We start from the raw sequence: 22,021 nt of genomic DNA, 5'->3' as shown, positions 1-22,021 counted from the left end.
TTACACGCTTTGCAGCTATGGGCAGGGAGACGCGACTGATCATCCTCGGATCAGGAAAGGCGTTCCAGCTCCCGCAGCACTTCGCCGCGCAGGTCCGCCACTGCGGCGCTCCCGCGACCGCGCGGATGCACCAGCGGCACCTCGATGCGCCGCACGATGCGGCCCGGCGCCGCGCCGAGCACCAGCACGCGATCGGCCAGCAGCACGGCCTCCTCCACGTCGTGCGTGACCAGGATCAGGCTGGTGCCATGTCTTGCCGCGACCTCGCGCACCAGGTCCTGCAGCCGCATCCGCGTGAACGCGTCCAACGCGGAGAACGGCTCGTCGAGCAGCAGCACGCGCGGCCGCGTGTACAGCGCCCGCGCGATCGCGGCGCGCTGTGCCTGGCCGCCGGACAGCTGGCGCGGCAGCGCCTCGCCGTGCTCGCCCAGGCCGACCTCGCGCAGCAGCGTGTTGACCCACGCTTCGTCATGGCCCTGGCCCAGGTCGAAGCCGACGTTCTCGGCCACCGTCAGCCACGGGAACAGCCGCGGCTCCTGGAACACGACGCCGATGTCGCGGTCCGGCCCGCGACGCACGCGGCCGTCGAGCCGCACTTCGCCGTCGAAGTCGGGATCCAGCCCCGCCGCGATGCGCAGCAGCGTGCTCTTGCCGCAGCCGCTCGCGCCGACCAGGCCGAGGACCTCGCCCGCGTTCAGATCGAAGTGGACGTCCTGCAGGATGGGCACGTCGCGGGCGAAGCGCTTGGCGCGCACGGACACGGTCAACAGGCTCATGCGTGGCCTCCGAAGCTGTCGCGCCAGTGCAGCGCGCGTTGTTCCACCGCGGCCATCAGGCTGTCGGTCAGTTTGCCCAGCAGCGCGAGCAGCACGATCGCCGCCATCACCAGGTCGGCGCGACCGGTCTCGCGGCCGTCGGTCAGCAGATAGCCCAGGCCGCGGCTTGCCGCGATCAGCTCGGCCGCGACCATGAACATCCACGCGAGGCTCAGTCCGTTGCGCAGGCCGGTGAGCAGCGCCGGCAGCGCGGCGGGCAGCAGCACGCGACGCGCGAGCGCCACACGGCCGAGCCCGCGCAGGCGCGCGACCTCCACCAGCTTGCGGTCCACGTCGCGGAAGCCCGAGGACACGCCCATGTAGACGGGGAAAAAGGCGCCGATCGCGATCAGCGCGACCTTGGACGCCTCGTCGATGCCGAGCCACAACAGCAGCAACGGCACCCACGCGAGCGACGGAATCGCGCGCAAGGCCTGGAAGCTCGGCGTGAGCACGGCTGCCGCCAGGCCCGACAGGCCGACCAGCGCGCCGAACAGCACCGCCAGCACCGCGCCGAGCGCGAAGCCGCCCGCCACGCGCAGGCTGCTCGCAAGGACGTGCTGCGTCAGTTGCCCGTCGCGGAGCATCTGCGCCAGCGCCGCAGCGACATCGCTCGGCGCCGGCAGCAGGTTGGGCGCGATCCATCCGAGCCGCACCGCGGCCTCCGCCAGCGCGAGCACCGCCACCGGCGGCAACGCGCCGAGCACCCAGGACGATGCGTTCACGCCTTGATCAGGCCGTTGGCGAAGCGCGTGTCGACCAGCTCCGCGATCGTGCGGTTCAGGTCCACGCCGGGCTTCACCAACTGCTCCGCGGTCAGGATGGGCGCCGCCGCCTGCAGCGCCTTGACGTGCTCGTCCGACGGCTGCGGGTGCGAGAAGTCGCTGCGCAGCTTCACCTGCAGCAGGGCCACCGGCAGACTGACCTTGGCCTCTTCGGACAGGATCTTCGCGGCGTCCGACGGATTCGCGATCGTCCACGCGCGCGCCCGCTCGTAGGCCGCGATCACGCGCTTCACCGTCTGCGGATGGCGGTTCAGGAACTCTTCGCGCACGTTCAGGAAACCGTAGGTGTTGAAGCCGACGTTGCGGTAGAGCAGCTTCGATCCGGCATCGAGCTCGCTCGCCGCCATCAGCGGATCCAGCCCGGCCCAGGCGTCGACGCGGCCCTGCTCCAACGCCGCGCGCCCGTCGGCATGCTGGAGCGCGACATGCTCGATGTCGCCGCGCTTGAGCCCCACCGTGTGCAGCGCGCGCAGCAGGAAGAGGTAGGGATCGGTGCCCTTGGTCGCCGCGATCTTCCTGCCCTTCAGGTCCGCGAGCGAGCGGATGCCGGAGTCCGGACGCACGACCAGCGCCGTCCACTCCGGGCGCGAGAAGATGTAGGGCGCGCGGATCGGATTGCCGTTCGCACGCGCCAGCAGCGCGGCCAGGCCGGCCGTGGAGCCGATGTCGATGCTGCCGGCGTTGAGGTACTCCAGCGCGCGGTTGCTGCCGGCGCTCAGCACCCAGCGCACCGTCGTGCCGTCCTTGGCGAGGTCCTCCTCCAGCCAGCCGAAGCGGCGCAGCACCAGGCTGGTCGGCGAGTAGTAGGCGTAGTCGAGCTTCAGCTCCTTCGGCGCGGCGGCGCCTTGCGCCCGCGCGGTGCCGGCCGCGAGTCCGCCGGTCAGCCCCATGGCCAGTCCGGCGCCGATCACCAGCGCGTCGCGGCGCGTCGGCAGCTGGTTCTTCTTCGATTCAGTCTTGCGGGTCATGCGACGGGCTCCGTCAGGGGAATGTCCAGGGAAGTCGGCGGGGGAACGCGATCGTCGGCGGTCGCTGCGGCACTTGTCGCGTCGGTGCCTTCGCTGCCTTCGCTGGCTTCGGCGGCGGCCGCGCTCGGCTCGCCCAGGCGGACACGACGTCCGGCGTGCGTCGGCTTGAGGCCGTCGCCTGCGCCGAACAGCCGCGCGCGCAGCGTCTTCGGCGCGGCGTCGACGTCGGCGCCTTCGCCGGCCTCGGGTCGGTAACGACCGCGGCGGCGCAGCTCGGGCACGACGAGGTCGACGACATCGCGGAAGGTCTCGTGCGCCAGCGCGAAGGCCAGGTTGAAGCCGTCGAGGCCCGTGGCGTCCTGCCACGCGACCAGTTGATCGGCGATCTCCGACGGATCGCCGACGAAGACGGGCCCTCGCCCGCCCAGGCCGATGAACGCCGCCGCTTCGCCCACCGTCCAGCGGCGCGTCGGATCCGCGCTGCTGAACGAGGCCAGCGCCGTGCGTCCCGCCTGCGTGTCGAGGTAGTCGATCGTCGCGTCCAGCGGATAGCGGCTGAAGTCGACGCCGGTCCAGCCCGACAGCAGCGCCAGCGCGGCCTCGATGTCGACGTGGGCCTTCAGGTCCTCGTGCTTCGCATGCGCCTCGGCGCTGGTCGGCGCGGTGATGATCAGCGCCTGGCCGTAGATCAGCACGTCGTCGCGCGCGCGGCCCGCCTCGGCCACCGCGTCGCGCAGGCCGCTCACGTAGCCCTTCACCACGGACGTGCTGGGACCGCTGACGAAGACGCACTCCGCATGCCGGCCGGCGAAGGCGCGACCGCGGCTCGACGTGCCCGCCTGGAACAGCACCGGCGTGCGTTGCGGCGACGGCTCGCACAGGTGCACGCCGGGCACGCGGTAGTGCTCGCCGCGATGGTGGATCGCATGGACCTTCGCCGGGTCCGTGAACACGCGGCCCGCCTTGTCGCGCCGCACCGCGCCGTCCTCCCAGCTGAGTTCCCACAACTTGTAGACGACGTCCAGGTACTCGTCGGCCAGGTCGTAGCGCTCGTCGTGCGCGCGCTGCCCGGTCTGTCCGAGGTTGCGCGCCGCGCTGTCGAGGTAGCCGGTGACGATGTTCCAGCCGATGCGCCCGCGCGTCAGGTGGTCCAGCGTCGACATGCGCCGCGCGAAGCTGTACGGCGGCTCGTAGGTCAGCGCCACCGTCACGCCGAAGCCGAGGTGCTTGGTCACCGACGCCATCAGCGGCACCAGCGCCAGCGGGTCATTGAGCGGCACCTGCACCGCATGACGCAGCGCCGCGTCCGGCGAGCCGCCGTGCACGTCGTAGACGCCCAGCACGTCGGCCAGGAACACGCTGTCGAAGCCGCCGCGTTCCAGCAGCCGCGCCAGCTCGATCCAGTAGTCCGGATCGGTGTAGCGATGCGACTCGTCGCGCGGGTGCGTCCACAGCCCCGGCGACTGGTGCCCCACCGTGTTCATCGCGAAGGCGTTGAAACGGATCGGCCTGGCCTTGCCGGCGCTCATTGCAGGAACGCCGGCCGCGCGTAGCCGGGGAACTTCTGCACCAGCACCGCCTTGAACTCCGGCGCGCGGAAGGCGTCCGCCAGCGCCAGGGTCCACGGCGCCTGCTTGTCCTTGGCCTTCACCGCCAGCACCAGCATGTAGTGGTCGGGCGTCTTCTCCAGCAGCAGCGCGTCGGTCAGCTTCAGCCCGCTGGAGATCGCGAAGTTGCCGTTGACGATCGCGTACTCCGCGTCGTCGAGCGTGCGCGGGATCTGCGCCGCCTCGATCGGCTGCAGCTTCAGGTTGAGCGGGTTGCTGGCGATGTCCTTCTCCGTCACGCGGATCGGATCGGCGCCCGGCTTCAGCGTCAGCAGCTTCTGGTCGGCCAGCAGCGCCAGGCCGTGCGCCAGGTTGGCCGGATCGTTGGCCAGCGTGATGCAGTCGCCCGGTTTCACCTCGGCCAGGCTCTTGCGCTTCTTCGAGTAGATCCCGAACGGCGCCATCGGCCCCTGCACGACGTCCACGATGTCCAGCTTGCGGTCCTCGCGGAAGCGGTTGAGGTAGGTGATGTGCTGGAAGAAGTTGGCGTCGAGGGCGCCCTGCGCCAGCGCGATGTTGGGCTGCACGTAGTCGTTGAACTCGACCAGCTTGACCGTGTAGCCGCGCTTCTCCAGCAGCGGCTTGATGCCCTGGCGCAGCACCTCGATGTTGGAGCCGGCGGTCGCGCCGATGGTGATCTCCTTCTTGTCCTGCGCCTGGACGACGGGCGCGAAGAAGGCGGTGGCAGTGGCGGAGGCGGTGAGCGCGAGGGCCAGCAGCGTGCGGCGGGCGAGGGTCATCGGGAGGTCCTTGGAGGTCCGGGAGGGAGGGAGAGGAAGGAAAGTCGCAACGAGGCTGGCGACGAGGCTGGCGACGAGGCGGGTGGGAGTGCGGCGGGCAGGCAGAGGAAGGACCCGCGGCGCGTGACGTTCATCGCTTGTCGAGCCGCCGCGCGACGCGTTGTCCGGTGAACTGGATCAGTTGCACGAGCACGACGAGGATCGCGACCGTCAGCACCATGACGTCGGTCTGGAAGCGGTAGTAGCCGTAGCGGATCGCGAGGTCGCCGATGCCGCCGCCGCCGACGACGCCCGCCACCGCCGAGTACGACAGGAAGCTGATCGCCAGCACCGTCAGCGCGCCCACCAGGCCGGCGCGCGACTCGCGCACCAGCACGCGCAGCACGATCTGCGTCTCGGAGGCGCCCATCGCGTGCGCGGCCTCGATGACGCCGCGCGGCACCTCGCGCAGGCATTGCTCGACCAGGCGCGCGAAGTACGGGATCGCCGCGAAGGACAGCGGCACCGCGGCGGCCAGCGGCCCGATCGAGGTGCCCGCGACCACGCGGGTGATCGGCACCAGCGCGACCAGCAGGATGATGAAGGGGAAGCTGCGCACGGTGTTCACCACCGCGTTGATCAGCCGGTGCAGCAGGCCCGCGCCGCGGTGACCCGACAACGACTGGCCCGGGCTCAACAGGAACAGCAGCACGCCCAGCGGCCCGCCGAACAGCACCGCCGCGCCCAGACCGATGGCGAGCATCAGCCCGGTCTGGCCCAGCGCGATCCAGATCTCGGGCAGCAGCCCGATGAGGTTCTCAAGCATGGCGGACCTCCCGGCGTCCGATCGAGGCGATCACCTCGGAGGTCGCCAGCGCCGAGGCGTCCAGCGCGGCGAGGTTGGCTGCCTGGCGCTGCAGGCGCGCCAGTTCCAGTCCCAGCGGCGAGGTCGCCACGCGGGACGCGTCGACGACGTCGAACTGCTCCACCAGCCGGCCGTCCGCGATGACCGCCGCGCGGCGGCACAGGGTCTGCACGACCTCGAGCTCGTGCGTGACGATCACGATCGTGACGCCCAGACGCGCGTTGATGTCGGCCAGCGTGGCCAGCAGCTCGCGCGTGGTCTCGGCGTCGAGCGCGGAGGTCGGCTCGTCGCACAGCAGCACGTCGGGCTGCGGCGCCAGCGCCCGCGCGATCGCGACCCGCTGCTTCTGGCCGCCGCTGAGCTGCGCGGGGTACTGGTCGGCCTTGTCGGTCAGGCCGACCAGCGCCAGGCACTCGGCAACGCGGTCCGCGATCTCGCGGCGCGAGCGGCCCGCATGCAGCTGCAGCGGGAAGGCGACGTTCTCCGCCGCGGTCGCGTTCTGCAGCAGGTTGAACTGCTGGAAGATCATGCCCAGCCGCTGCCGCTCGCGGCGCAATTGCGCCGGCTTCAGCGCGGTCAGCTCGCGGCCGGCGACGTGCACCTGGCCCGCGTCGGGGCGCTCCAGCAGATTGATCAGCCGCAGCAGCGTGGACTTGCCGGCGCCGCTCTTGCCGATCAGGCCCAGGATCTCGCCGGGGCGCACGGACAGGCTCACGTCGCGCACGGCGTCGAAGCGCCGCCCGTCGGGCAGCGCGAAGGACTTGGACACGCCGTCGAGGCGGATCAGCGGGTCGTTCTCAGGATCGCTCATCGGAGCCCCTCGATCAGGAATACGCCGTCGGATCGGGGATCCGGTCGTCGAGGAAGAAGCGGCCCAGGTCGCGCAGCTTGTAGTCGACCGGGTCGTGCAGCGTGTGCACCCGCGCGTTGCGCCAGAAGCGGTCGAGGCCGAATTCGGCGGACGTGCTGCGCGCGCCGGTCAGCTCGAACAGCTGGCTGCCGACCTCGACACCGGCGCGGTGCGCCAGCACCTTGGCTTCGGCGCCTGCCAGCGCGACCTCGCCGCGTTCTCGCGCGGTCAGCGCGTCGCCACGCTCCAGCGCGCGCCGCAGCAGCTCGACGGCATCCGCGGAGACGGCCTGGGCCGCCCGCACCTTCAGCCACAGGTCGCCGTAGCGGTGCTGCACCAGCGGATCGTCGACCGCGCGCGCCACGCCCGACGCCGACCAGGCCCGGCCACGCGTGGCCGTGTAGCGGCGCGCCTCGTCGAACGCGCCCTCACCGAGGCCCAGGTACAGGTGGGTCATGATCAGCTGAGCGATCTGCGAGCGCAGCGTCGCGCGCGGTGTCGGGCTCTGGCCCGGCACCTGCAGCAGCTCGTCGTCGTCCAGCCGCACCGCGTCGAAGCGCACCGTGCCGCTGTCCGTCTGGCGCTGGCCGAAGGCATCCCAGTCCTGCTCGACGCGCACGCCCTCGCGCCGCGTCGGCACGATGCCGATCAGGAAACCGCCCTCGCCCGTCGTCGCGGACACCGTCAGACGGTCCGAGCCCAGCGCACCCGAGCAGAAGCTCTTCACGCCGTCCAGGCGCCAGCCGGCGCCATCACGCCCATCACGCCCATCACGCACCGCCGTCAGCCGCGTGTCGGCGGGATTCAGTGCATTGCCCCAGAACAGGCGCTGCTCGGCCGTCTCGCGCAGATGGCGCGCGCCGTGCGCCGTCGCCGCCGGTCCGCCGTACAGCGACACCCCGAAGAGCTGCAGATGGTGGAAGGCCAGCACATGCGCCAGCGCGCTGTCGACTCGGGCGATGCGCCGCACGACCTGGAAGAACTCGGCGAGGCTGCCGCCCAGGCCGCCGTGCGCCTCGGGAATCGTCAGCCCGAGCAGGCCGCTGGCGCGGATCAGCTCGCGCTGCTCGGCGGCATGGCCGCCCTCGCGGTCGCGCTGCACGGCCGTGGCGGCCAATTGCTCGACAAGGCGATCAACGCCTGACCCCAGCAGCTGCGCGAGCGGCGACGCAGGGTGGCCGCCATGGACGGCAGCGCCGCCAGCGGGGGCATCGGAGGAAGTCGGGAAGGCGTCGTCAAGACGCCGCAGCACGGGAGCGGTCATCGGCGGGGAGGAACTCGGGGGCGGCAATGCGCGATGACGCCGAGTGTTCCTGTCCGACCGCGCGGACCGAAGCGAGAAAATCGTCTGTGCTTATGCGCTCAGTTGAACGCTCGGTTCAGCGCTCAGTTAAACGATCACTTCAGCGCTCAGTCCAGCGCCCGGTGAAGGGCCCAGTGAAGCGCCAAGTCAAGCGCCCATCCACGTGCAGTCGTTCTTGGCCGCCTGCGCGTTGCTCTGGATGCCGACGTCCTGCGAGAGCAGCGCCCGCATGCGATGCGCGCATTGCTCGATGTGACGCTTGTCGGGATGCCACGGCCCTGCCGCGTCCCCGCTGCTCTGCAGGTTCGCGTTCTTGGTATAGACGACGCGCCAGAGCGTCTGCTTGAGGTCGCTGGCTTGCATGGCGGGAGTATTCCGAAGGCAGCGCGCCCTGCGCGAGAGGGCATCGTCGTCACCGCGTGTCAGGCGTTGCCCTACAGGCCCTGCACCGCCAGCACCCCTGTGCCGAAGTCCTCGGTCCGAGTCGCCGGAAGGCGGGCCGGGGGTCTGCGACCTGCGGTTAAGCCCCGCCAGCGTGGGAGCAGACCCCCGGCCCGCCTTCCGGCGACGAGCGCCGTGCACCGTGAGCGCGCCCCGGGCTTGCCCCAAGCCAGTGCGCGCGGCCGGGCTGTTAATCTTCCATTCATGAACCTGCTGCTCGCCGAAGACGACGCGATCCTGGCTGACGCCCTGTGCGAACAGATGCGTGCCAGCGGCTTCTCCGTGGAGCATGCGCCCAACGGGGCGGTGGCGCAGTACCTGCTCGCCAAGCAGCAGTTCGACGTCGTCGTGCTGGACCTCGGCCTGCCGATGGTCGGAGGCATCGAGGTGCTCAAGCAGCTGCGCCAGACGGACGCCTCACTGCCGGTGCTGATCCTGACCGCGCTGGACAGCCTGGAGGACCGCGTCGCCGGCCTCAACGCCGGCGCCGACGACTACCTGACCAAGCCCTTCGACTTCCCCGAACTGGAGGCCCGCCTGCGCGCCCTACTGCGCCGCAGCCGGGCGTTGAAGGCCAGCACCGAGCTCGGCCAGCTCAGCATGCATCGCGAGACCCGCAGCGCGCAGGTGCGCGGCGAGATGCTGGAGCTCAGTCCGCGCGAGTTCGACCTGCTCGACCTGCTGCTCACGCACCAGGGCCGCGTGATCACCAAGGAGCAGATCAACCAGGCCTGGTCGGGCGACCGCAACGGGGGCCACGCCAACGCCGTCACCAGTCCGGCCGACAGCGGCGCGGCCACCAACGCGGTCGAGGTCTACATCCACCGTCTGCGCCGCAAGCTCGAAGGCTCGCAGGTCGCCATCCGCACCGTGCGCGGCCTGGGCTACCTGCTGGAGCTGGAACGCGCCTGAGGCGCCTCCACCCGCCTGCCGCCGACACCGTCCGCCGACGCCCTCTTCCAACGCCCCCCGATGGCCCCCGCCCGGTTCTCCCTCAAGCGCCAGCTGCTGCTGTGGCTGCTGCTGCCCCAGGTCGTGCTGTGGCTGGCGGGCGCGGTCTTCAGCTACCGCCTCGCGGGCCGCTACGCCAACGAGGCCGTCGACGCCACGCTGCTGCAGGCCACCCGCTCGCTCGCGCGCCAGGTCAAGCCGATGGGCAACGGGCTGCTGATCGACTTCCCGCGCGCGGCGCAGGACGTGCTCGAGGCCGACCCCAGCGACAAGCTGCTCTACACGGTCAGTTCGCCGCCGGGCAAGTTCATCCTCGGCAACCGCAACCTGCCGAGTCCGCCCGCCCAGCCGGCCAGCCCGCCGCTGGGCCAGGCGCAGTTCTACGACGGCGAGATCGACGCCGAGGAGGCGCGCACCGCCTCGCCGGTGCGCGTCGCCGCGCTCTACCTGCAGTTCGGCGAGAACCCCAAGGCACAGCAGACGATGCTGGTGCAAGTGGCGCGCTCCAGCGCCAACCGCGAACTGCTCGCGCGCCGGCTGCTGATCGACACGATGCTCCCGCTGTCGCTGCTGATCGTGCTGATGAGCATGATCGTGTGGGCCGGCGTCGGCGCCGGGCTCGCGCCGATCGCGCGGCTGCGCCGCCTGGTCGAGGGCCGCAAGCCCAACGACCTGCGCCCCATCGAGCTCGACGCCGCGCCGCAGGAACTGCGCTCGCTCGCGCAGGCGATCAACGACCTGCTCGAGGCCGTGCGCCACAACGTCCAGGGCCAGCGCCGCTTCATCAGCGACGCCGCCCACCAGCTGCGCACGCCGCTGGCGGGCTTGAAGAGCCAGAGCGAACTCGCGCTGGCCGAAGCGCCGCCCGGGCCCCTGACGATGCGGCTCGCCCGCGTGCATGAGAGCGCGACGCGCAGCGCCCACCTGGTCAACCAGTTGCTGGCGCTGGCGCGCACCGAGCCCGAATCGCTGACGCGGCAGACGCCGGTGCGCTTCGACCTCGGCCGCCTCGCCCGCGAGGTCACCGCCGAGCTGGTGCCGCGCGCGCTCCAGCAGAACGTGGACCTGGGCTATGACGGCCCGGACTGCGATCCGGACTGCGCCTCCGCCTCGCAGCTCGAGGAGCCGGTCACCGAACCCCGCGCGCCCGGCCTCGGCGACGATCGCGAGGACCGCGAGGACCGTCCCGTCGAGGTCACCGGCATCCCGCTGCTGCTGCGCGAGGCGCTGGTGAACCTGGTCGACAACGCCCTGCGCTACGCCGGCCGCGGCGCCCGGGTCACCGTGCAGGTGAAGGGCACGGCCGACAGTGCGGAACTCGTCGTGACCGACAACGGCCCCGGCATCCCGGAGGACCTGCGGGAGCAGGTCTTCGAACGCTTCTTCCGCGCCACCCACGAGGGCAACGGCTGCGGACTCGGCCTGGCGATCGTCAAGGAGATCGTGGAGCGGCACGGCGGCCGCATCGCGCTGACCACGGCCCAGCCGCGCGGCCTGCGCGTGTCGATGAGCCTGCCGCTCGCCGCCTGAGCGCCACGGGACCGGTCATTGCCGATCGGTCGATGTTGATCGGTCAATGCCATCGGTCCCCGCAGGACTTGCCATCGCGACGAGTCGCTTGAACCTGCGCGCGATGGGCGGCAACTGCGCACCAAGACGGATCCAACATCACGCCAGGCGCCCGAAAGACCGCCATGGCGCCCGTCGTTCCCACTTTTCATGCACCAGAACGCTAGTGGTAAGCACCAATATAGTTTCATTAATGAATTATTAAAGTTCAGCCCGCATGCAAGAAAGATAAACGTCCGATTAACGGCGGCACGCCCGGAGCACCGTTGGTCGGAGACAACCGGAGACTGAACATGACCCGCACCTCGCGCTTGCGCACCACCACGCTCTCGACGCTGTCCACCGCCGCCGGCCTGCTGATGGCCGCCGGATCCGCCCACGCCCTGGACTACACCGGCTACTTCCGCGCCGGCCCCGGCGGCACCACCGACGGCGGCGCCAGCCGCGCCTGCTACGCCCTCAACGGCGGCACCAGCGGCATGAAGTACCGCCTCGGCAACGAGTGCGACATCTACGGCGAATTCCAGCTCGCCCAGGGCTTCAAGAAGGACGGCATCGACTACAAGGTCGTGCTGATGACGGACTACTTCAACCCGCATTCCGACGCGGACGACGCCAAGCACCTGCGCCTGGCGCAGATGTATGCCGAGGCCAAGGGCTTCGACTTCGCCCCCGAGGCGACCGTCTGGGCCGGCAAGGAACGCGGCCGCCGCGGCGACGTCCACATCGTCGACACCTACTTCACCGAGATGGCCGGCATCGGCGCCGGCTTCAAGGGCTTGAACGTCGGCCCCGGCAAGCTCGGCGTCGCGTACTACACCAACGACAAGGACAACAACCAGCGTCCGGCCCACCGCGGCAACGTCGAGTACGTCGACATCAACTCCAACACCGACGGCACACTGGCCTTCTTCGGCACCGCGACCAAGTCGCAGTTCGCCGGCGGCACCAACGGCTGGGGCCTGACCGCCAAGCACGTGCAGGCCAAGCTGTTCGGCTCGGACTTCAACAACGTGCTGTGGGTGCAGTACGCGCAGGGCTCCACCGGCCTGAACTCCAACTTCGGCAACCAGACCGACACCTCCGCGGCCAAGAAGTTCCGCGTCGTCGAATCGGTGAACTTCCAGCAAGGCGCCTGGGGCGGCATGGGCATGCTGCTGTGGGCCAACGAGAAGGACAACGCCGGCAAGGCCACGGTGTCCACGTCGGTCGGCGGTCGCCTGTCCTACGGCGTCACCCGCAACTTCAAGCTGCTCGGCGAAGCCGGCGTGTCGCAGTACAAGCCCGACGGCGGCCAGCGCGCCCGCCTGACCAAGGTGACCTTCGCGCCCACGCTGTCCACCGGCCCGGCGCTGATGGACCGCCCCGAGTTCCGCCTCTACGTCACCCACGCCAAGTGGAACAAGGCCGCCGGCAACGTGACCGGCGTGGCCGGCTACGACGGCGAGACTTCGGGCACCAGCTTCGGCGCGCAGGTGGAAGTCTGGTTCTGACCCCCTCACACTCACTGCCCGACGCTATTCAAGTCGAGATGGAGACAACGGAATGATGAAGCTCAAGCAACTGTCCCAGGCCGCCGCGCTGTGCGCGCTGATGGCCGCCGGCGCGGCCCAGGCCGGCGAGGTCGAGGTCCTGCACTGGTGGACCAGCGGCGGCGAGGCCAAGGCCGCCACCGCGCTGAAGGCCACGCTGCAGAAGCAGGGCCACACGTGGAAGGACTTCGCGGTGGCCGGCGGCGGCGGCGACTCCGCCATGACCGTGCTGAAGTCGCGCGTGGTGTCGGGCAACGCCCCGGCCGCGGCGCAGATCAAGGGCCCGTCGCTGCAGGAATGGGCGGCCGAGGGCGTGCTGACCAACGTCGACGCCGTCGCCAAGGCCGGCAAGTGGGACGAGGTGATCCCGCCGGTGGTCGCCAACATCATGAAGTACCAGGGCCACTACATCGCCGCGCCCGTCAACGTGCACCGCGTGAACTGGCTGTGGGTGAATCCTGAAGCGCTGAAGAAGGCGGGCGCCAAGCTGCCCACGACCTGGGACGAGTTCTTCGTCACCGCAGAGGCGCTGAAGAAGGCCGGCATCATCCCCGTGGCGCACGGCGGCCAGAACTGGCAGGACTTCACCACCTTCGAGGCGGTGGCGCTGGGCGTGGGCGGCACCGAGTTCTACAAGAAGGCGCTGGTGCAGCTCGACCCCGCCACGCTGACCGGCCCGCAGATGGAGAAGGTGCTGACCACCTTCAAGCGCATCAAGGACTACACCGACAAGAACGCGTCGGGCCGCGACTGGAACCTGGCCACCGCGATGGTGATCAAGGGCGAGGCCGGCATGCAGATCATGGGCGACTGGGCCAAGGGCGAATGGGTCGCCGCGGGCAAGACGCCGGGCAAGGACGTGCTGTGCGTGGCCGCCCCGGGCACGCAGAAGGCCTTCACCTTCAACATCGACTCCTTCGCGCTGTTCAAGCTGAAGAACGCCGCCAACGAGAAGGCCCAGCAGGACCTGGCGACCGCGATCATGTCGCCGGAGTTCCAGGAGCTGTTCAACCTGAACAAGGGCTCGATCCCGGTGCGCACCGGCATGAAGATGGACAAGTTCGACGACTGCGCCAAGCAGTCCGCGACGGACTTCGCCGCCGATGCCAAGTCGGGCACCCTGGTGCCGTCGATCGCCCACGGCATGGCGGTCCCCGCCGCGGCCGAAGGCGCGATGAAGGACGTCGTGAGCCAGTTCTGGAACAGCGACAAGATGACGGCCAAGGACGCGCAGACGAAACTGGCGTCGGCCGCCAAGACGAAGTAATCGTCACAGGCGTCGCCGGCGACGCCGGCCCCGCAGGGGGCGGACCACCTCACCGACTGGACCGCCCCCGCTCCGTTTTCCCCCGACGCGCCGCACGCGGCGCGTCCTCAGGTCCGCTCCCACGCATGTCCGCTTCCCGAGCCCCCCGCAGTCCCTGGCTTCCCAAGCTGGTGGTCGCGCCGACCTTCCTCGTCTCCTTCCTGTTCATCTACGGCCTGATGGCGTGGAACGGCTACCTGTCGCTGTCCGCGTCGCGGCTGCTGCCGAACTACGAGTTCGTCGGCCTGGACCAGTACCGCGCGCTGTTCGACAACGAGCGCTGGTGGCTGGCCCTGACCAACCTGGGCATCTTCGGCGCGCTGTTCATCGGCGGCGCGATGGCCGTGGGCCTGCTGCTGGCCATCCTGCTGGACCAGAAGATCCGCGGCGAAGGCGTGCTGCGCACGGTCTACCTGTACCCGATGGCGCTGTCCTTCATCGTGACCGGCACGGCGTGGAAGTGGATCCTCAACCCCGGCCTCGGCATCGAGCACCTGATGCAGCAGTGGGGCTTCGAGAATTTCAGCTTCGGCTGGCTGGTCGATCCGGACATGGCGATCTACTGCGTCGTCATCGCCGGCGTGTGGCAGTCGGCGGGCTTCGTGATGGCGCTGTTCCTGGCGGGACTGCGCGGCATCGACGACTCCATCATCAAGGCCGCGCAGGTCGACGGCGCCTCGCTGCCGCGCATCTACTGGCGCATCATCATCCCGACGCTGCGGCCGGTCTTCTTCTCGACGCTGATGGTGGTGGCGCACATCGCCATCAAGAGCTTCGACCTGGTGATGGCGCTGACCGCCGGCGGCCCCGGCTACGCCACCGACCTGCCGGCGACCTTCATGTACACGATGGCGTTCTCGCGCGGCCAGATCGGCCTGGGCGCGGCCAGCGCCACGGTGATGCTGGCCACGATCGCCGCCATCGTCGTTCCCTATCTCTATTCCGAGCTCCGCTCGAAGAAGTAACCCCGGGCGCCGCGACATGAGTACCCTCACCTCCCCTTCCCGTCCCCCTTCCGGCCCTCCCTCCTCGGGGGGATCCCGCAGCCTGACCGTGCAGCGCGTGCTGCTCTGGGCCGTGCTGCTGGTGTTCGCCTTCTTCTTCCTGCTGCCGCTGTACGTGATGGTCAGCACCTCGCTCAAGGGCATGGACGAGGTGCGCAACGGCACGCTGCTGTCGGTACCGCTGGCGCCGTCCCTGGCCGCCTGGTCCAAGGCCTGGACCAGCGCCTGCACCGGCACCGACTGCGGCGGGCTGAAACCCTTCTTCATGAACTCGGTGTTCATGGTCGTGCCGGCGGTGCTGATCTCCACCGCGCTGGGCGCGATCAACGGCTACGTGCTGACCAAGTGGCGCTTCCGCGGCAGCGAGCTGCTGTTCGGGCTGCTGCTGTTCGGCGTGTTCATGCCGATGCAGGTCGTGCTGCTGCCGATGAGCCAGGTGCTCGGGACGCTGGGCATCGCCAGCTCGGTGTGGGGCCTGATCCTGGTCCACATCCTGGCCGGCATGCCGTCCACGACGCTGTTCTTCCGCAACTACTACGCCGGCCTGCCCGACGAGCTGATCAAGGCGGCGACGCTGGACGGCGCCTCGTTCTGGCAGATCTTCTGGCGCATCGTGGTGCCGCTGTCCACGCCCATCCTGGTGGTGACGCTGATCTGGCAGTTCACCTCGATCTGGAACGACTTCCTGTACGGGGTGGTGTTCTCCGGGGCCGACAGCAAGCCGATCACGGTCGGGCTGAACAACCTGGCCAACACGTCCAGCTCGGTCAAGGAATACAACGTGGACATGGCCGCGGCGCTGATCGCCGCGCTGCCGACGCTCGTGGTCTACGTGGTCGCGGGCAAGTACTTCGTGCGCGGGCTCACCGCCGGCGCCGTCAAGGGTTAAGAGGAGTCAAAGCATGGGCGCGCTCGCCATTTCTCAAGTCCGCAAGAGCTACGGATCGGCCGACATCCTCAAGGGCATCGACCTGTCGATCGAGGCCGGCGAGTTCCTGATCCTGGTCGGCCCGTCGGGCTGCGGCAAGTCGACGCTGCTGGCGATGATCGCCGGCCTGGAGCACCCGAGCTCGGGCGCGATCCACATCGGCGACCGGGACGTCACCTACCTGCCGAGCAAGGACCGCGACATCGCGATGGTGTTCCAGAGCTATGCGCTCTATCCGAACATGAACGTCGCGCAGAACATCGCCTTCGGGCTGGAGATGCGCAAGGTGCCGAAGGCGCAGCGCGAGGCCACGGTGCAGCGCGTCGCGAAGATGCTGCAGATCGACCACCTGCTGGACCGCAAGCCGGGCCAGCTGTCGGGCGGCCAGCGGCAGCGCGTGGCGATGGGCCGCGCGCTGGCGCGCGACCCGAAGCTGTTCCTGTTCGACGAGCCGCTGTCCAACCTGGACGCCAAGCTGCGCATCGAGATGCGCGCCGAGATCAAGCTGTTGCACCAGCGCACCAAGACCACGACCGTCTACGTCACCCACGACCAGGTCGAGGCGATGACGCTGGGCGACCGCATCGCGGTGATGCGCGACGGTCTGGTGCAGCAGTTCGGCACGCCGGAAGAGATCTACGCGCGGCCGGCCAACCGCTTCGTGGCCGAGTTCATCGGCTCACCCACGATGAACTTCGTCAGCGCCGAGCGCAACGGCGGCGGCGCGCTGGCGGCGCAAGGCGTGACCCTGCCGGTGAACGCGGGGCAGCAGGCCTCGATCGACGCGGCGGGCGCCGTGCTCTACGGCGTGCGTCCGGAACACATCCGGCTGGCGGAGACCACCGACGCCGGCGCGGGCGGCATGCCGGGCGTGCTGAAGATGAGCGAGCCGACCGGCCCCGAGACCTACCTGCTGGTGGACACGCCGAGCGGTCCGATGACGGCGCGCGTCTCGGGCAATCCCCACCTCAATGTCGGTGACGCGGTTCGCCTGCAATGGGCGGCGGAGTCGGCCCACCTGTTCGACGCGAAGGACGAGCGCCGCCTGGCGTGACGGGACCGGTGGGCGCGGCAGGTCTCACACGCAGCCAGAGGGTCTGCGCGGCGAGCATCGCGGCCAGCGCCAGCGCGATCCAGGCGGAGCCGTCGGAGCCGGTCATCGGCGAGGCGGTCTGCTTCACGTACACGCCCACCAGGCCCCACACTGCGGCGCCGGCATAACCGAGCGCCGCGGGGCCGGTGCCCGGCGCGTGCAGCCGCGCATTGGCGACCAGCAGCAGCAAAGCGGCGAGCGCCCACAGCACCATCGTCCAGGGCAACTGGTCCTGCGTCGGCAGCATCTGCGCGGCGACGACGGTCTGCGCGGTGTCCAGGAACGCGGCCAGCGACAACCATCCCGTGTGCAGCGCCAGCGGGAACACGGCGAGCCACGACTGCGCGCCGCGCGGCATGGCGCGCGCCACCAGCATCAAGGCCCACAGCAGGCTCGCCAGCGCGGCCCAGATGACGGCCAGCGCCAGGCCGAACCACTGCTGCGAGAACACGATCATCCAGCTGGCCGTCAGCGTGAAGCCGAGGATGACCAGCCAGTGGCAGCGGTGGGAGTCGCGGTGCCCTTCCCGGTCCGGGACGGGCTGGCCGCGCAGCAGCCAGGCGGCGAAGACCAGGTCGAGCAGGAAGATCACGCCCCAGATGGAGAACGCGTAGCCGTCGGCGACGAGCAGCGTCGGGAAACGGTCGGAGATGGCGCCGTTGTCGGGGCCGAAGACGCCGCGCTGGGACGCCCAGGCCACGAGGGGCATGGACAGCGCGCTGAGGATGACGAGGATCTGGAGCATGGGATCGAAGGGAGCAGAGCGAGTCTGTTCCGATCCCGGCAAGCCATATGCCCTCCTCGTCAATGGCCCGCCTGCGAAGACCGCGGCCCTCACCCCCCGCCCTCTCCCGCGGTGCGGGAGAGGGAGCCAGATCGGCGCCCTTCTTACTCCCCTCTGCCGCGGTGCGGGAGAGGGAGCCCAACCGAGGCCCTTCCTGCGCTGCCTCCCTGGCAAGAGAGGGGCGCAGAGAAGAGCCAGCGCCGCGAGTCGAGCCGATCGGGCTCCCTCTCCCGCTTGCGGGAGAGGGTGGGGGTGAGGGCCAGCGGCGGTGGAAGTACTGAAGGTCGGGTCAGGCATGCAATCACTGTTGATGCATACAGCTATGATCGCGGCCATGTGCCCCGATGCCCTCGCCGACACGCAGAACGACGTCTTCGCCGACCTCAACCCCGAGCAGCGCTCCGCCGTCGAGCACGGCCTGGATAAAGGCGTTCCGGACCACGGGCCGCTGCTGGTGATCGCCGGCGCAGGATCCGGGAAGACGAAGACGCTGGCGTCGCGCGTGGCGCGCCTGATCCAATCCGGCGCCGATCCTCAGCGATTGCTGCTGCTGACCTTCTCGCGCCGCGCCGCGGGCGAGATGGAACGTCGCGCGGGCCGCGTGCTGCATCGCGCGCTCGGCCTGCGCGCGACGCAGGCACCGCCGCGTTTCCCGTGGGCCGGCACCTTCCACAGCGTGGGCGCGCGGCTGCTGCGCGAGTACGCGCATCGCATCGGCCTCGCGCCCAACTTCACCATCCTCGACCGCGCCGACGCCGAGGACCTGATGGGCCTGCAGCGCCAGGCGCTGGGGCTGGCCGAGACCACCGAGCGCTTCCCGCTGAAGGCGACCTGCCTCAACATCTATTCGCGCGTCGTGAACAGCGAGGCGCGGCTGGACCAGGTGCTGCAGGAGCACTTCCCCTGGTGCTTCCCGGTCCATGACGAGCTCAAGCGCCTGTTCAAGGCCTATGTCGAGGAGAAGCAGCAGCAGCAACTGCTCGACTACGACGACCTGCTGCTCTACTGGTCGGCGCTGATGAGCGACGACACGCTGGCCGCGGAGCTGGGCGAGCGCTTCCAGCATGTGCTGGTCGACGAGTACCAGGACACCAACCGGCTGCAGGCGACGATCCTGAAACGGCTCAAGCCGCGTGGCGACCGGTTGACGGTGGTGGGCGACGACGCGCAGGCGATCTACTCGTTCCGCGCGGCGGAAGTGCGCAACATCCTGGAATTCCCCGCCCAGTTCGATCCGCCCGCGCGCGTGGTCGCGCTGGAGCGCAACTACCGGTCGACGCAGACCATCCTGGACGCGTCCAACGCCGTGATTGCGATGGCGCGCGAGCGCCACGACAAGCGCCTGTGGACCGACAAGGCCTCGAGCGAGCTGCCGCATCTGGTGACCGTGGACGACGAGGCGCGGCAGGCGCAATGGGTCGCCGACAAGGTGCTGGAGCGCCGCGAGCAGGGCCTGAAGCTGACGAAGCAGGCGGTGCTGTTCCGGACCTCGAGCCACGCGGCGCCGCTGGAGCTGGAGCTGACGCGACGCAACATCCCGTTCGTCAAGTTCGGCGGCCTGAAATTCCTCGAGAGCACGCATGTGAAGGACGTGCTGAGCGTGCTGCGCTGGGCGGAGAACCCGCGCGGCCGGCTGGCGGGTTTCCGCGTGGCGCAGCTCCTGCCGGGCTTCGGCCCGGCGAGCGCGAGACGGCTGCTCGACGCGATGGCGCCGGCGGCCGACCCGGCGCAGGCGCTGCGCGATTTCGAGCCACCGCGCGCCGCGGCGTCTTCCTGGACTGCGTTGCGCGATCTGATGCTGCAGCTGATCTCGGGATCGAGCTGGCCCTTGGATCTGGAGGAGGCGGTGCAGTGGTACGCGCCGCATCTGGAGCGGCTCTACGACGATGCGCCGGTGAGACTGTCCGACCTGGAGCAGATCACGCGCATCGCGCAAGGCTACGGCTCGCGGGAGCGCTTCCTGACCGAGCTGACGCTGGACCCGCCCGACGCGAGCAGCGACGAGTCGGGCGTGCCGCTGAAGGACGAGGACTACCTGATCCTGTCGACCATCCATTCGGCCAAGGGGCAGGAGTGGAATGCGGTCTACCTGCTGAACTGCGTGGACGGCTGCATGCCGTCGGACCTGAGCACCGGCGCGCAGGCGCAGATCGAGGAGGAGCGACGACTGCTCTACGTCGCGATGACGCGGGCGAAGGACCACCTCGCGGTGATGGTGCCGCAGCGCTTCTACGTGACGCAGCAGACGCGGCACGGCGACCGGCACCTCTACGCGAGCGTGTCGCGTTTCCTGCCCGGCAAGGTGGTGCGCCACTTCGAGAAGGTCGGTCCCGCCAACCAGGCGCAGGCGCCACTGCCGGCGCTCGTGAAGCCGGCGATGGATGTCGCCGCCAAGCTGCGCAAGGCCTGGGACTGACATCCCGATTCAATCCCTCACTGGTGCGCATCGGACCGGAAGGGTCCGGGCGCGCGCGTAACGCACGTTACGGCGGGCTCGGCTGGCAGTTCGCCGCGAAGAACTTAAACTTCGCGACGGTCAAACCCTGACCCCCTCCTCCCTCCGGACCCAGCCGCCAGCCCAGCCCGACCGCCGTGACGATCCGCGACACCGTTCTCCGCACCCTTGCCCACACCAACTGGAAGCTCGCGCTGCCGGCGCTGATCCTCACCTGCGGTTGCCTGATCGTGCAGGCGGCCAGCGACGACCCCGAGGTCGTCGTCCCCACGGCCGCCCCCACCACGGCGGCCATCAGTCCCAATGGCGTCCTGACGCCGGCACCCGCCGCATCGGACGGTACGTCCACGCCGGCGCCGGCACCGATGGCCTCCTCTCCCTTGATCGCCAAGTCGCCCGGCACGGTCGTCGCCCCGACGCCGTCCGACGAGCCGCTGATGAAGCTGCCGGTCAACGCCCGCCACATGCTGGTCGTCGACGACACCGGCCGCGTGCTGATGGCCAAGGAGCCGGACTCCGTCGTGCCCATCGCCTCGCTGACCAAGCTGATGACCGCGATGGTGGTGTTGGACGCGAAGCAGGACATGAACGAGGAGATCAAGATCGACGACGCCGACGTCGACCGCCTCAAGCACAGCAAGTCGCGCGTGCGCGTCGGCGCCACGATGACCCGGGAGGCGGCGCTGGAGCTGGCGCTGATCTCGTCCGAGAACCGCGCCGCGTCGGCACTGGCCCGCCACTTCCCCGGCGGCCTGCCGGCCTACGAGGCGGCGGTCGCCGCCAAGATCCGCGCGCTGGGCCTGTCGCACACGGCGCTGGCCGATCCGACGGGTCTGTCGCCCAACAACACCTCGACGGCCGCCGAGGTCGCGCGCATCGCCGCCGCCGCGTCGCGCTACCCGGTGATCGCGCGCATCAGCAGCGACAAGTCCAGCGAGGTCGAGGTCAACGGCCGCCCGCGCGAGCTGCGCAACACCAACCACCTGGTCGGCGCCAAGGGCTGGGACATCCGCCTGTCCAAGACCGGCTACACCGAGGAGGCAGGGCGCTGCCTGGCGATGCGAATGAAGAGCGGCGGCCAGACCATCACGGTCATCCTGCTCGACGCCGACGGCTCCGCGCAGCGCCTGCGCGACGCGGCCGCGATCCGCAAGTCGCTGGCGAAGATCGCCGCGGCCTGACCCCCGCGTTGGCGCTCGTTCTCCCCCGTGCGGGGGACGCGAGCGGGTTCTTTGAGGCTGATCAAACATCCGTCTGATTCGGCATTCGCGCCACGCCATCCTGGCTCGATGGCTCCTAGCATCTGCGGCTCCTCCCACCGCATGTCCAGGAGTAGACGCATGCACCCTGACTCTCAGAAATACACCAACGTCACGCCGATTCCGAATGCGCAGCCCGATCTCCATCATGTGATGTATCGAATCGACCAACTGGCCGACGAGACCCACAAGCTACGCGAGGAGATGCAGACCGGCTTTGCCCAGGTTCGAAACGATATCGCGTCGATCAGGACGGAACAAGCAGCTTTCAAGAAAGAGCTCGCCGATCAACGTCTGGAGTACACCAAGGAATTCGGCAGTTGCCGTGCCGAGTTCAAGGCCGATCTCGCCGCGTCCCGTGCCGAGTTCAAGGCCGATCTCGCCAAGTCGCGGGCCGAGTTCAAGGACGATCTCGCCAAGTCGCGAGCCGAGTTCAAGGACGAGCTTCAGAAGATGCGCGAGAAATCGCGGGAAGACTTCGACGCCATGGTCGTGCGCACGAAGATCGACATCAAGGAACTTGTCGCCTCCGTCGTCGCCTCCGTCGACGATCGCATCAAGATGAGCGGCCAGGCCTCGGACCTCCGCCTGCTCAAGTGGTGCGCCCGCGCCGCGATCAGCTCGTCCGCCGCCGCGGGCAGCCTCGCGTACGCGGTGTCCAAGCTGATGCCGTGATCGGTGCTCGGCGGAGGCGCGCCCTCGCGCCCACCTCGCGCCTCACCTCGCGCCTCCCTCCGTCACCCGCAGTAGGCCCCGTCCTACCCACCCCATGAGCCGCCCGGGCTAC

20 protein-coding genes are annotated in these 22,021 nt (G+C 69.7%); 10 read left to right on the top strand and 10 right to left on the bottom strand.

Going from position 1 to position 22,021, the window contains the following annotated elements; all coding sequences use genetic code 11:
- Positions 1-50 precede the first annotated feature (50 nt).
- The 9 genes from AC07O8_RS18940 to AC07O8_RS18900 form a co-directional block, all read right to left on the bottom strand.
- The gene (locus tag AC07O8_RS18940; RefSeq protein WP_495049512.1) at positions 51-776 is read right to left on the bottom strand and encodes an ABC transporter ATP-binding protein; all 726 of its coding nucleotides are present in this window, start codon (positions 774-776) and stop codon (positions 51-53) included.
- Positions 773-1,540: an ABC transporter permease gene (locus AC07O8_RS18935; protein WP_495049511.1), complete on the bottom strand. Its 768-nt coding sequence runs from the start codon at positions 1,538-1,540 to the stop codon at positions 773-775. Before AC07O8_RS18935 ends, AC07O8_RS18940 begins: the two co-directional genes overlap by 4 nt.
- Positions 1,537-2,490 (bottom strand): aliphatic sulfonate ABC transporter substrate-binding protein, encoded by a 954-nt coding sequence (locus AC07O8_RS18930; RefSeq protein ID WP_495049850.1) that lies wholly within the window; start codon positions 2,488-2,490, stop codon positions 1,537-1,539. The genes AC07O8_RS18935 and AC07O8_RS18930 overlap by 4 nt, the downstream gene beginning before the upstream one ends.
- A 74-nt stretch (positions 2,491-2,564) precedes the next feature.
- Entirely contained in the window at positions 2,565-4,097 is a 1,533-nt protein-coding gene (locus AC07O8_RS18925; protein ID WP_495049510.1) for an LLM class flavin-dependent oxidoreductase, read from the bottom strand.
- Entirely contained in the window at positions 4,094-4,915 is an 822-nt protein-coding gene (locus AC07O8_RS18920) for a MetQ/NlpA family ABC transporter substrate-binding protein (protein ID WP_495049509.1), read from the bottom strand. Before AC07O8_RS18920 ends, AC07O8_RS18925 begins: the two co-directional genes overlap by 4 nt.
- 130 nt (positions 4,916-5,045) lie before the next feature.
- The gene (locus AC07O8_RS18915) at positions 5,046-5,720 is read right to left on the bottom strand and encodes a methionine ABC transporter permease (RefSeq protein WP_495049508.1); all 675 of its coding nucleotides are present in this window, start codon (positions 5,718-5,720) and stop codon (positions 5,046-5,048) included.
- A complete protein-coding gene (locus tag AC07O8_RS18910) occupies positions 5,713-6,570 on the bottom strand; it encodes a methionine ABC transporter ATP-binding protein (RefSeq protein ID WP_495049507.1) in 858 nt (285 codons plus the stop codon). Before AC07O8_RS18910 ends, AC07O8_RS18915 begins: the two co-directional genes overlap by 8 nt.
- 13 nt (positions 6,571-6,583) lie before the next feature.
- Positions 6,584-7,873 (bottom strand): acyl-CoA dehydrogenase family protein, encoded by a 1,290-nt coding sequence (locus AC07O8_RS18905; RefSeq protein ID WP_495049506.1) that lies wholly within the window; start codon positions 7,871-7,873, stop codon positions 6,584-6,586.
- Between the two features lie 186 nt (positions 7,874-8,059).
- Positions 8,060-8,275: a hypothetical protein gene (locus AC07O8_RS18900; protein WP_495049505.1), complete on the bottom strand. Its 216-nt coding sequence runs from the start codon at positions 8,273-8,275 to the stop codon at positions 8,060-8,062.
- 282 nt (positions 8,276-8,557) lie between these two features.
- Here AC07O8_RS18900 and AC07O8_RS18895 point away from each other — a divergent pair, with 282 nt between their 5' ends.
- The 7 genes from AC07O8_RS18895 to AC07O8_RS18865 all read left to right on the top strand — a co-directional run bounded on the left by AC07O8_RS18895 (position 8,558) and on the right by AC07O8_RS18865 (position 16,697).
- On the top strand, positions 8,558-9,265 hold the full coding sequence (locus tag AC07O8_RS18895; RefSeq protein WP_495049504.1) for a response regulator transcription factor: 708 nt from the start codon (positions 8,558-8,560) through the stop codon (positions 9,263-9,265).
- A gap of 60 nt (positions 9,266-9,325) precedes the next feature.
- Positions 9,326-10,834 (top strand): sensor histidine kinase, encoded by a 1,509-nt coding sequence (locus AC07O8_RS18890; protein WP_495049503.1) that lies wholly within the window; start codon positions 9,326-9,328, stop codon positions 10,832-10,834.
- A 332-nt stretch (positions 10,835-11,166) separates the two neighbouring features.
- Complete coding sequence (locus AC07O8_RS18885) at positions 11,167-12,366, top strand: maltoporin (protein ID WP_297531223.1); 1,200 nt, start codon at positions 11,167-11,169, stop codon at positions 12,364-12,366.
- A gap of 52 nt (positions 12,367-12,418) precedes the next feature.
- The gene (locus AC07O8_RS18880) at positions 12,419-13,672 is read left to right on the top strand and encodes an ABC transporter substrate-binding protein (RefSeq protein ID WP_495049502.1); all 1,254 of its coding nucleotides are present in this window, start codon (positions 12,419-12,421) and stop codon (positions 13,670-13,672) included.
- 125 nt (positions 13,673-13,797) lie between these two features.
- On the top strand, positions 13,798-14,676 hold the full coding sequence (locus tag AC07O8_RS18875; protein ID WP_088408279.1) for a carbohydrate ABC transporter permease: 879 nt from the start codon (positions 13,798-13,800) through the stop codon (positions 14,674-14,676).
- A 16-nt stretch (positions 14,677-14,692) separates the two neighbouring features.
- Positions 14,693-15,604: a carbohydrate ABC transporter permease gene (locus AC07O8_RS18870; protein ID WP_495049501.1), complete on the top strand. Its 912-nt coding sequence runs from the start codon at positions 14,693-14,695 to the stop codon at positions 15,602-15,604.
- Positions 15,605-15,617: 13 nt separating this feature from the next.
- Positions 15,618-16,697 carry an ABC transporter ATP-binding protein gene (locus AC07O8_RS18865; RefSeq protein WP_495049500.1) on the top strand — a complete coding sequence of 360 codons (1,080 nt, stop codon included), beginning with the start codon at positions 15,618-15,620 and terminating at the stop codon, positions 16,695-16,697.
- Here the strand turns inward: AC07O8_RS18865 and AC07O8_RS18860 are convergent.
- Positions 16,612-17,481 (bottom strand): TspO-related membrane protein, encoded by an 870-nt coding sequence (locus tag AC07O8_RS18860; RefSeq protein ID WP_495049499.1) that lies wholly within the window; start codon positions 17,479-17,481, stop codon positions 16,612-16,614. The two genes, AC07O8_RS18865 and AC07O8_RS18860, sit on opposite strands and share 86 nt — an antisense overlap.
- 373 nt (positions 17,482-17,854) lie before the next feature.
- On the opposite strand from AC07O8_RS18860, the gene AC07O8_RS18855 reads away from it, so the two are divergent.
- The 3 genes from AC07O8_RS18855 to AC07O8_RS18845 all read left to right on the top strand — a co-directional run bounded on the left by AC07O8_RS18855 (position 17,855) and on the right by AC07O8_RS18845 (position 21,909).
- A complete protein-coding gene (locus AC07O8_RS18855) occupies positions 17,855-19,936 on the top strand; it encodes an ATP-dependent helicase (protein WP_495049498.1) in 2,082 nt (693 codons plus the stop codon).
- Between the two features lie 176 nt (positions 19,937-20,112).
- Complete coding sequence (locus tag AC07O8_RS18850; protein ID WP_495049497.1) at positions 20,113-21,156, top strand: serine hydrolase; 1,044 nt, start codon at positions 20,113-20,115, stop codon at positions 21,154-21,156.
- Positions 21,157-21,264: 108 nt separating this feature from the next.
- Positions 21,265-21,909 carry an ATP synthase subunit B family protein gene (locus AC07O8_RS18845; protein ID WP_495049496.1) on the top strand — a complete coding sequence of 215 codons (645 nt, stop codon included), beginning with the start codon at positions 21,265-21,267 and terminating at the stop codon, positions 21,907-21,909.
- The last annotated feature ends 112 nt before the right edge of the window (positions 21,910-22,021 follow it).

This window comes from Roseateles sp. GW821-FHT09G09, assembly GCF_059415965.1.
This window is presented reverse-complemented; position numbering and strand designations above follow the sequence as displayed.

What these genes read in the sequence shown, in the direction of transcription:
- AC07O8_RS18900 (WP_495049505.1), bottom strand. Translation starts at nt 8,275, where the DNA reads ATGCAAGCCAGCGACCTCAAGCAGACGCTCTGGCGCGTCGTCTATACC.
- AC07O8_RS18860 (WP_495049499.1), bottom strand. Translation starts at nt 17,481, where the DNA reads ATGCTCCAGATCCTCGTCATCCTCAGCGCGCTGTCCATGCCCCTCGTG.
- AC07O8_RS18855 (WP_495049498.1), top strand. Translation starts at nt 17,855, where the DNA reads ATGTGCCCCGATGCCCTCGCCGACACGCAGAACGACGTCTTCGCCGAC.
- AC07O8_RS18920 (WP_495049509.1), bottom strand. Translation starts at nt 4,915, where the DNA reads ATGACCCTCGCCCGCCGCACGCTGCTGGCCCTCGCGCTCACCGCCTCC.
- AC07O8_RS18845 (WP_495049496.1), top strand. Translation starts at nt 21,265, where the DNA reads ATGGCTCCTAGCATCTGCGGCTCCTCCCACCGCATGTCCAGGAGTAGA.
- AC07O8_RS18915 (WP_495049508.1), bottom strand. Translation starts at nt 5,720, where the DNA reads ATGCTTGAGAACCTCATCGGGCTGCTGCCCGAGATCTGGATCGCGCTG.
- AC07O8_RS18910 (WP_495049507.1), bottom strand. Translation starts at nt 6,570, where the DNA reads ATGAGCGATCCTGAGAACGACCCGCTGATCCGCCTCGACGGCGTGTCC.
- AC07O8_RS18890 (WP_495049503.1), top strand. Translation starts at nt 9,326, where the DNA reads ATGGCCCCCGCCCGGTTCTCCCTCAAGCGCCAGCTGCTGCTGTGGCTG.
- AC07O8_RS18940 (WP_495049512.1), bottom strand. Translation starts at nt 776, where the DNA reads ATGAGCCTGTTGACCGTGTCCGTGCGCGCCAAGCGCTTCGCCCGCGAC.
- AC07O8_RS18875 (WP_088408279.1), top strand. Translation starts at nt 13,798, where the DNA reads ATGTCCGCTTCCCGAGCCCCCCGCAGTCCCTGGCTTCCCAAGCTGGTG.
- AC07O8_RS18925 (WP_495049510.1), bottom strand. Translation starts at nt 4,097, where the DNA reads ATGAGCGCCGGCAAGGCCAGGCCGATCCGTTTCAACGCCTTCGCGATG.
- AC07O8_RS18865 (WP_495049500.1), top strand. Translation starts at nt 15,618, where the DNA reads ATGGGCGCGCTCGCCATTTCTCAAGTCCGCAAGAGCTACGGATCGGCC.
- AC07O8_RS18905 (WP_495049506.1), bottom strand. Translation starts at nt 7,873, where the DNA reads ATGACCGCTCCCGTGCTGCGGCGTCTTGACGACGCCTTCCCGACTTCC.
- AC07O8_RS18930 (WP_495049850.1), bottom strand. Translation starts at nt 2,490, where the DNA reads ATGGGGCTGACCGGCGGACTCGCGGCCGGCACCGCGCGGGCGCAAGGC.
- AC07O8_RS18885 (WP_297531223.1), top strand. Translation starts at nt 11,167, where the DNA reads ATGACCCGCACCTCGCGCTTGCGCACCACCACGCTCTCGACGCTGTCC.
- AC07O8_RS18880 (WP_495049502.1), top strand. Translation starts at nt 12,419, where the DNA reads ATGATGAAGCTCAAGCAACTGTCCCAGGCCGCCGCGCTGTGCGCGCTG.
- AC07O8_RS18895 (WP_495049504.1), top strand. Translation starts at nt 8,558, where the DNA reads ATGAACCTGCTGCTCGCCGAAGACGACGCGATCCTGGCTGACGCCCTG.
- AC07O8_RS18870 (WP_495049501.1), top strand. Translation starts at nt 14,693, where the DNA reads ATGAGTACCCTCACCTCCCCTTCCCGTCCCCCTTCCGGCCCTCCCTCC.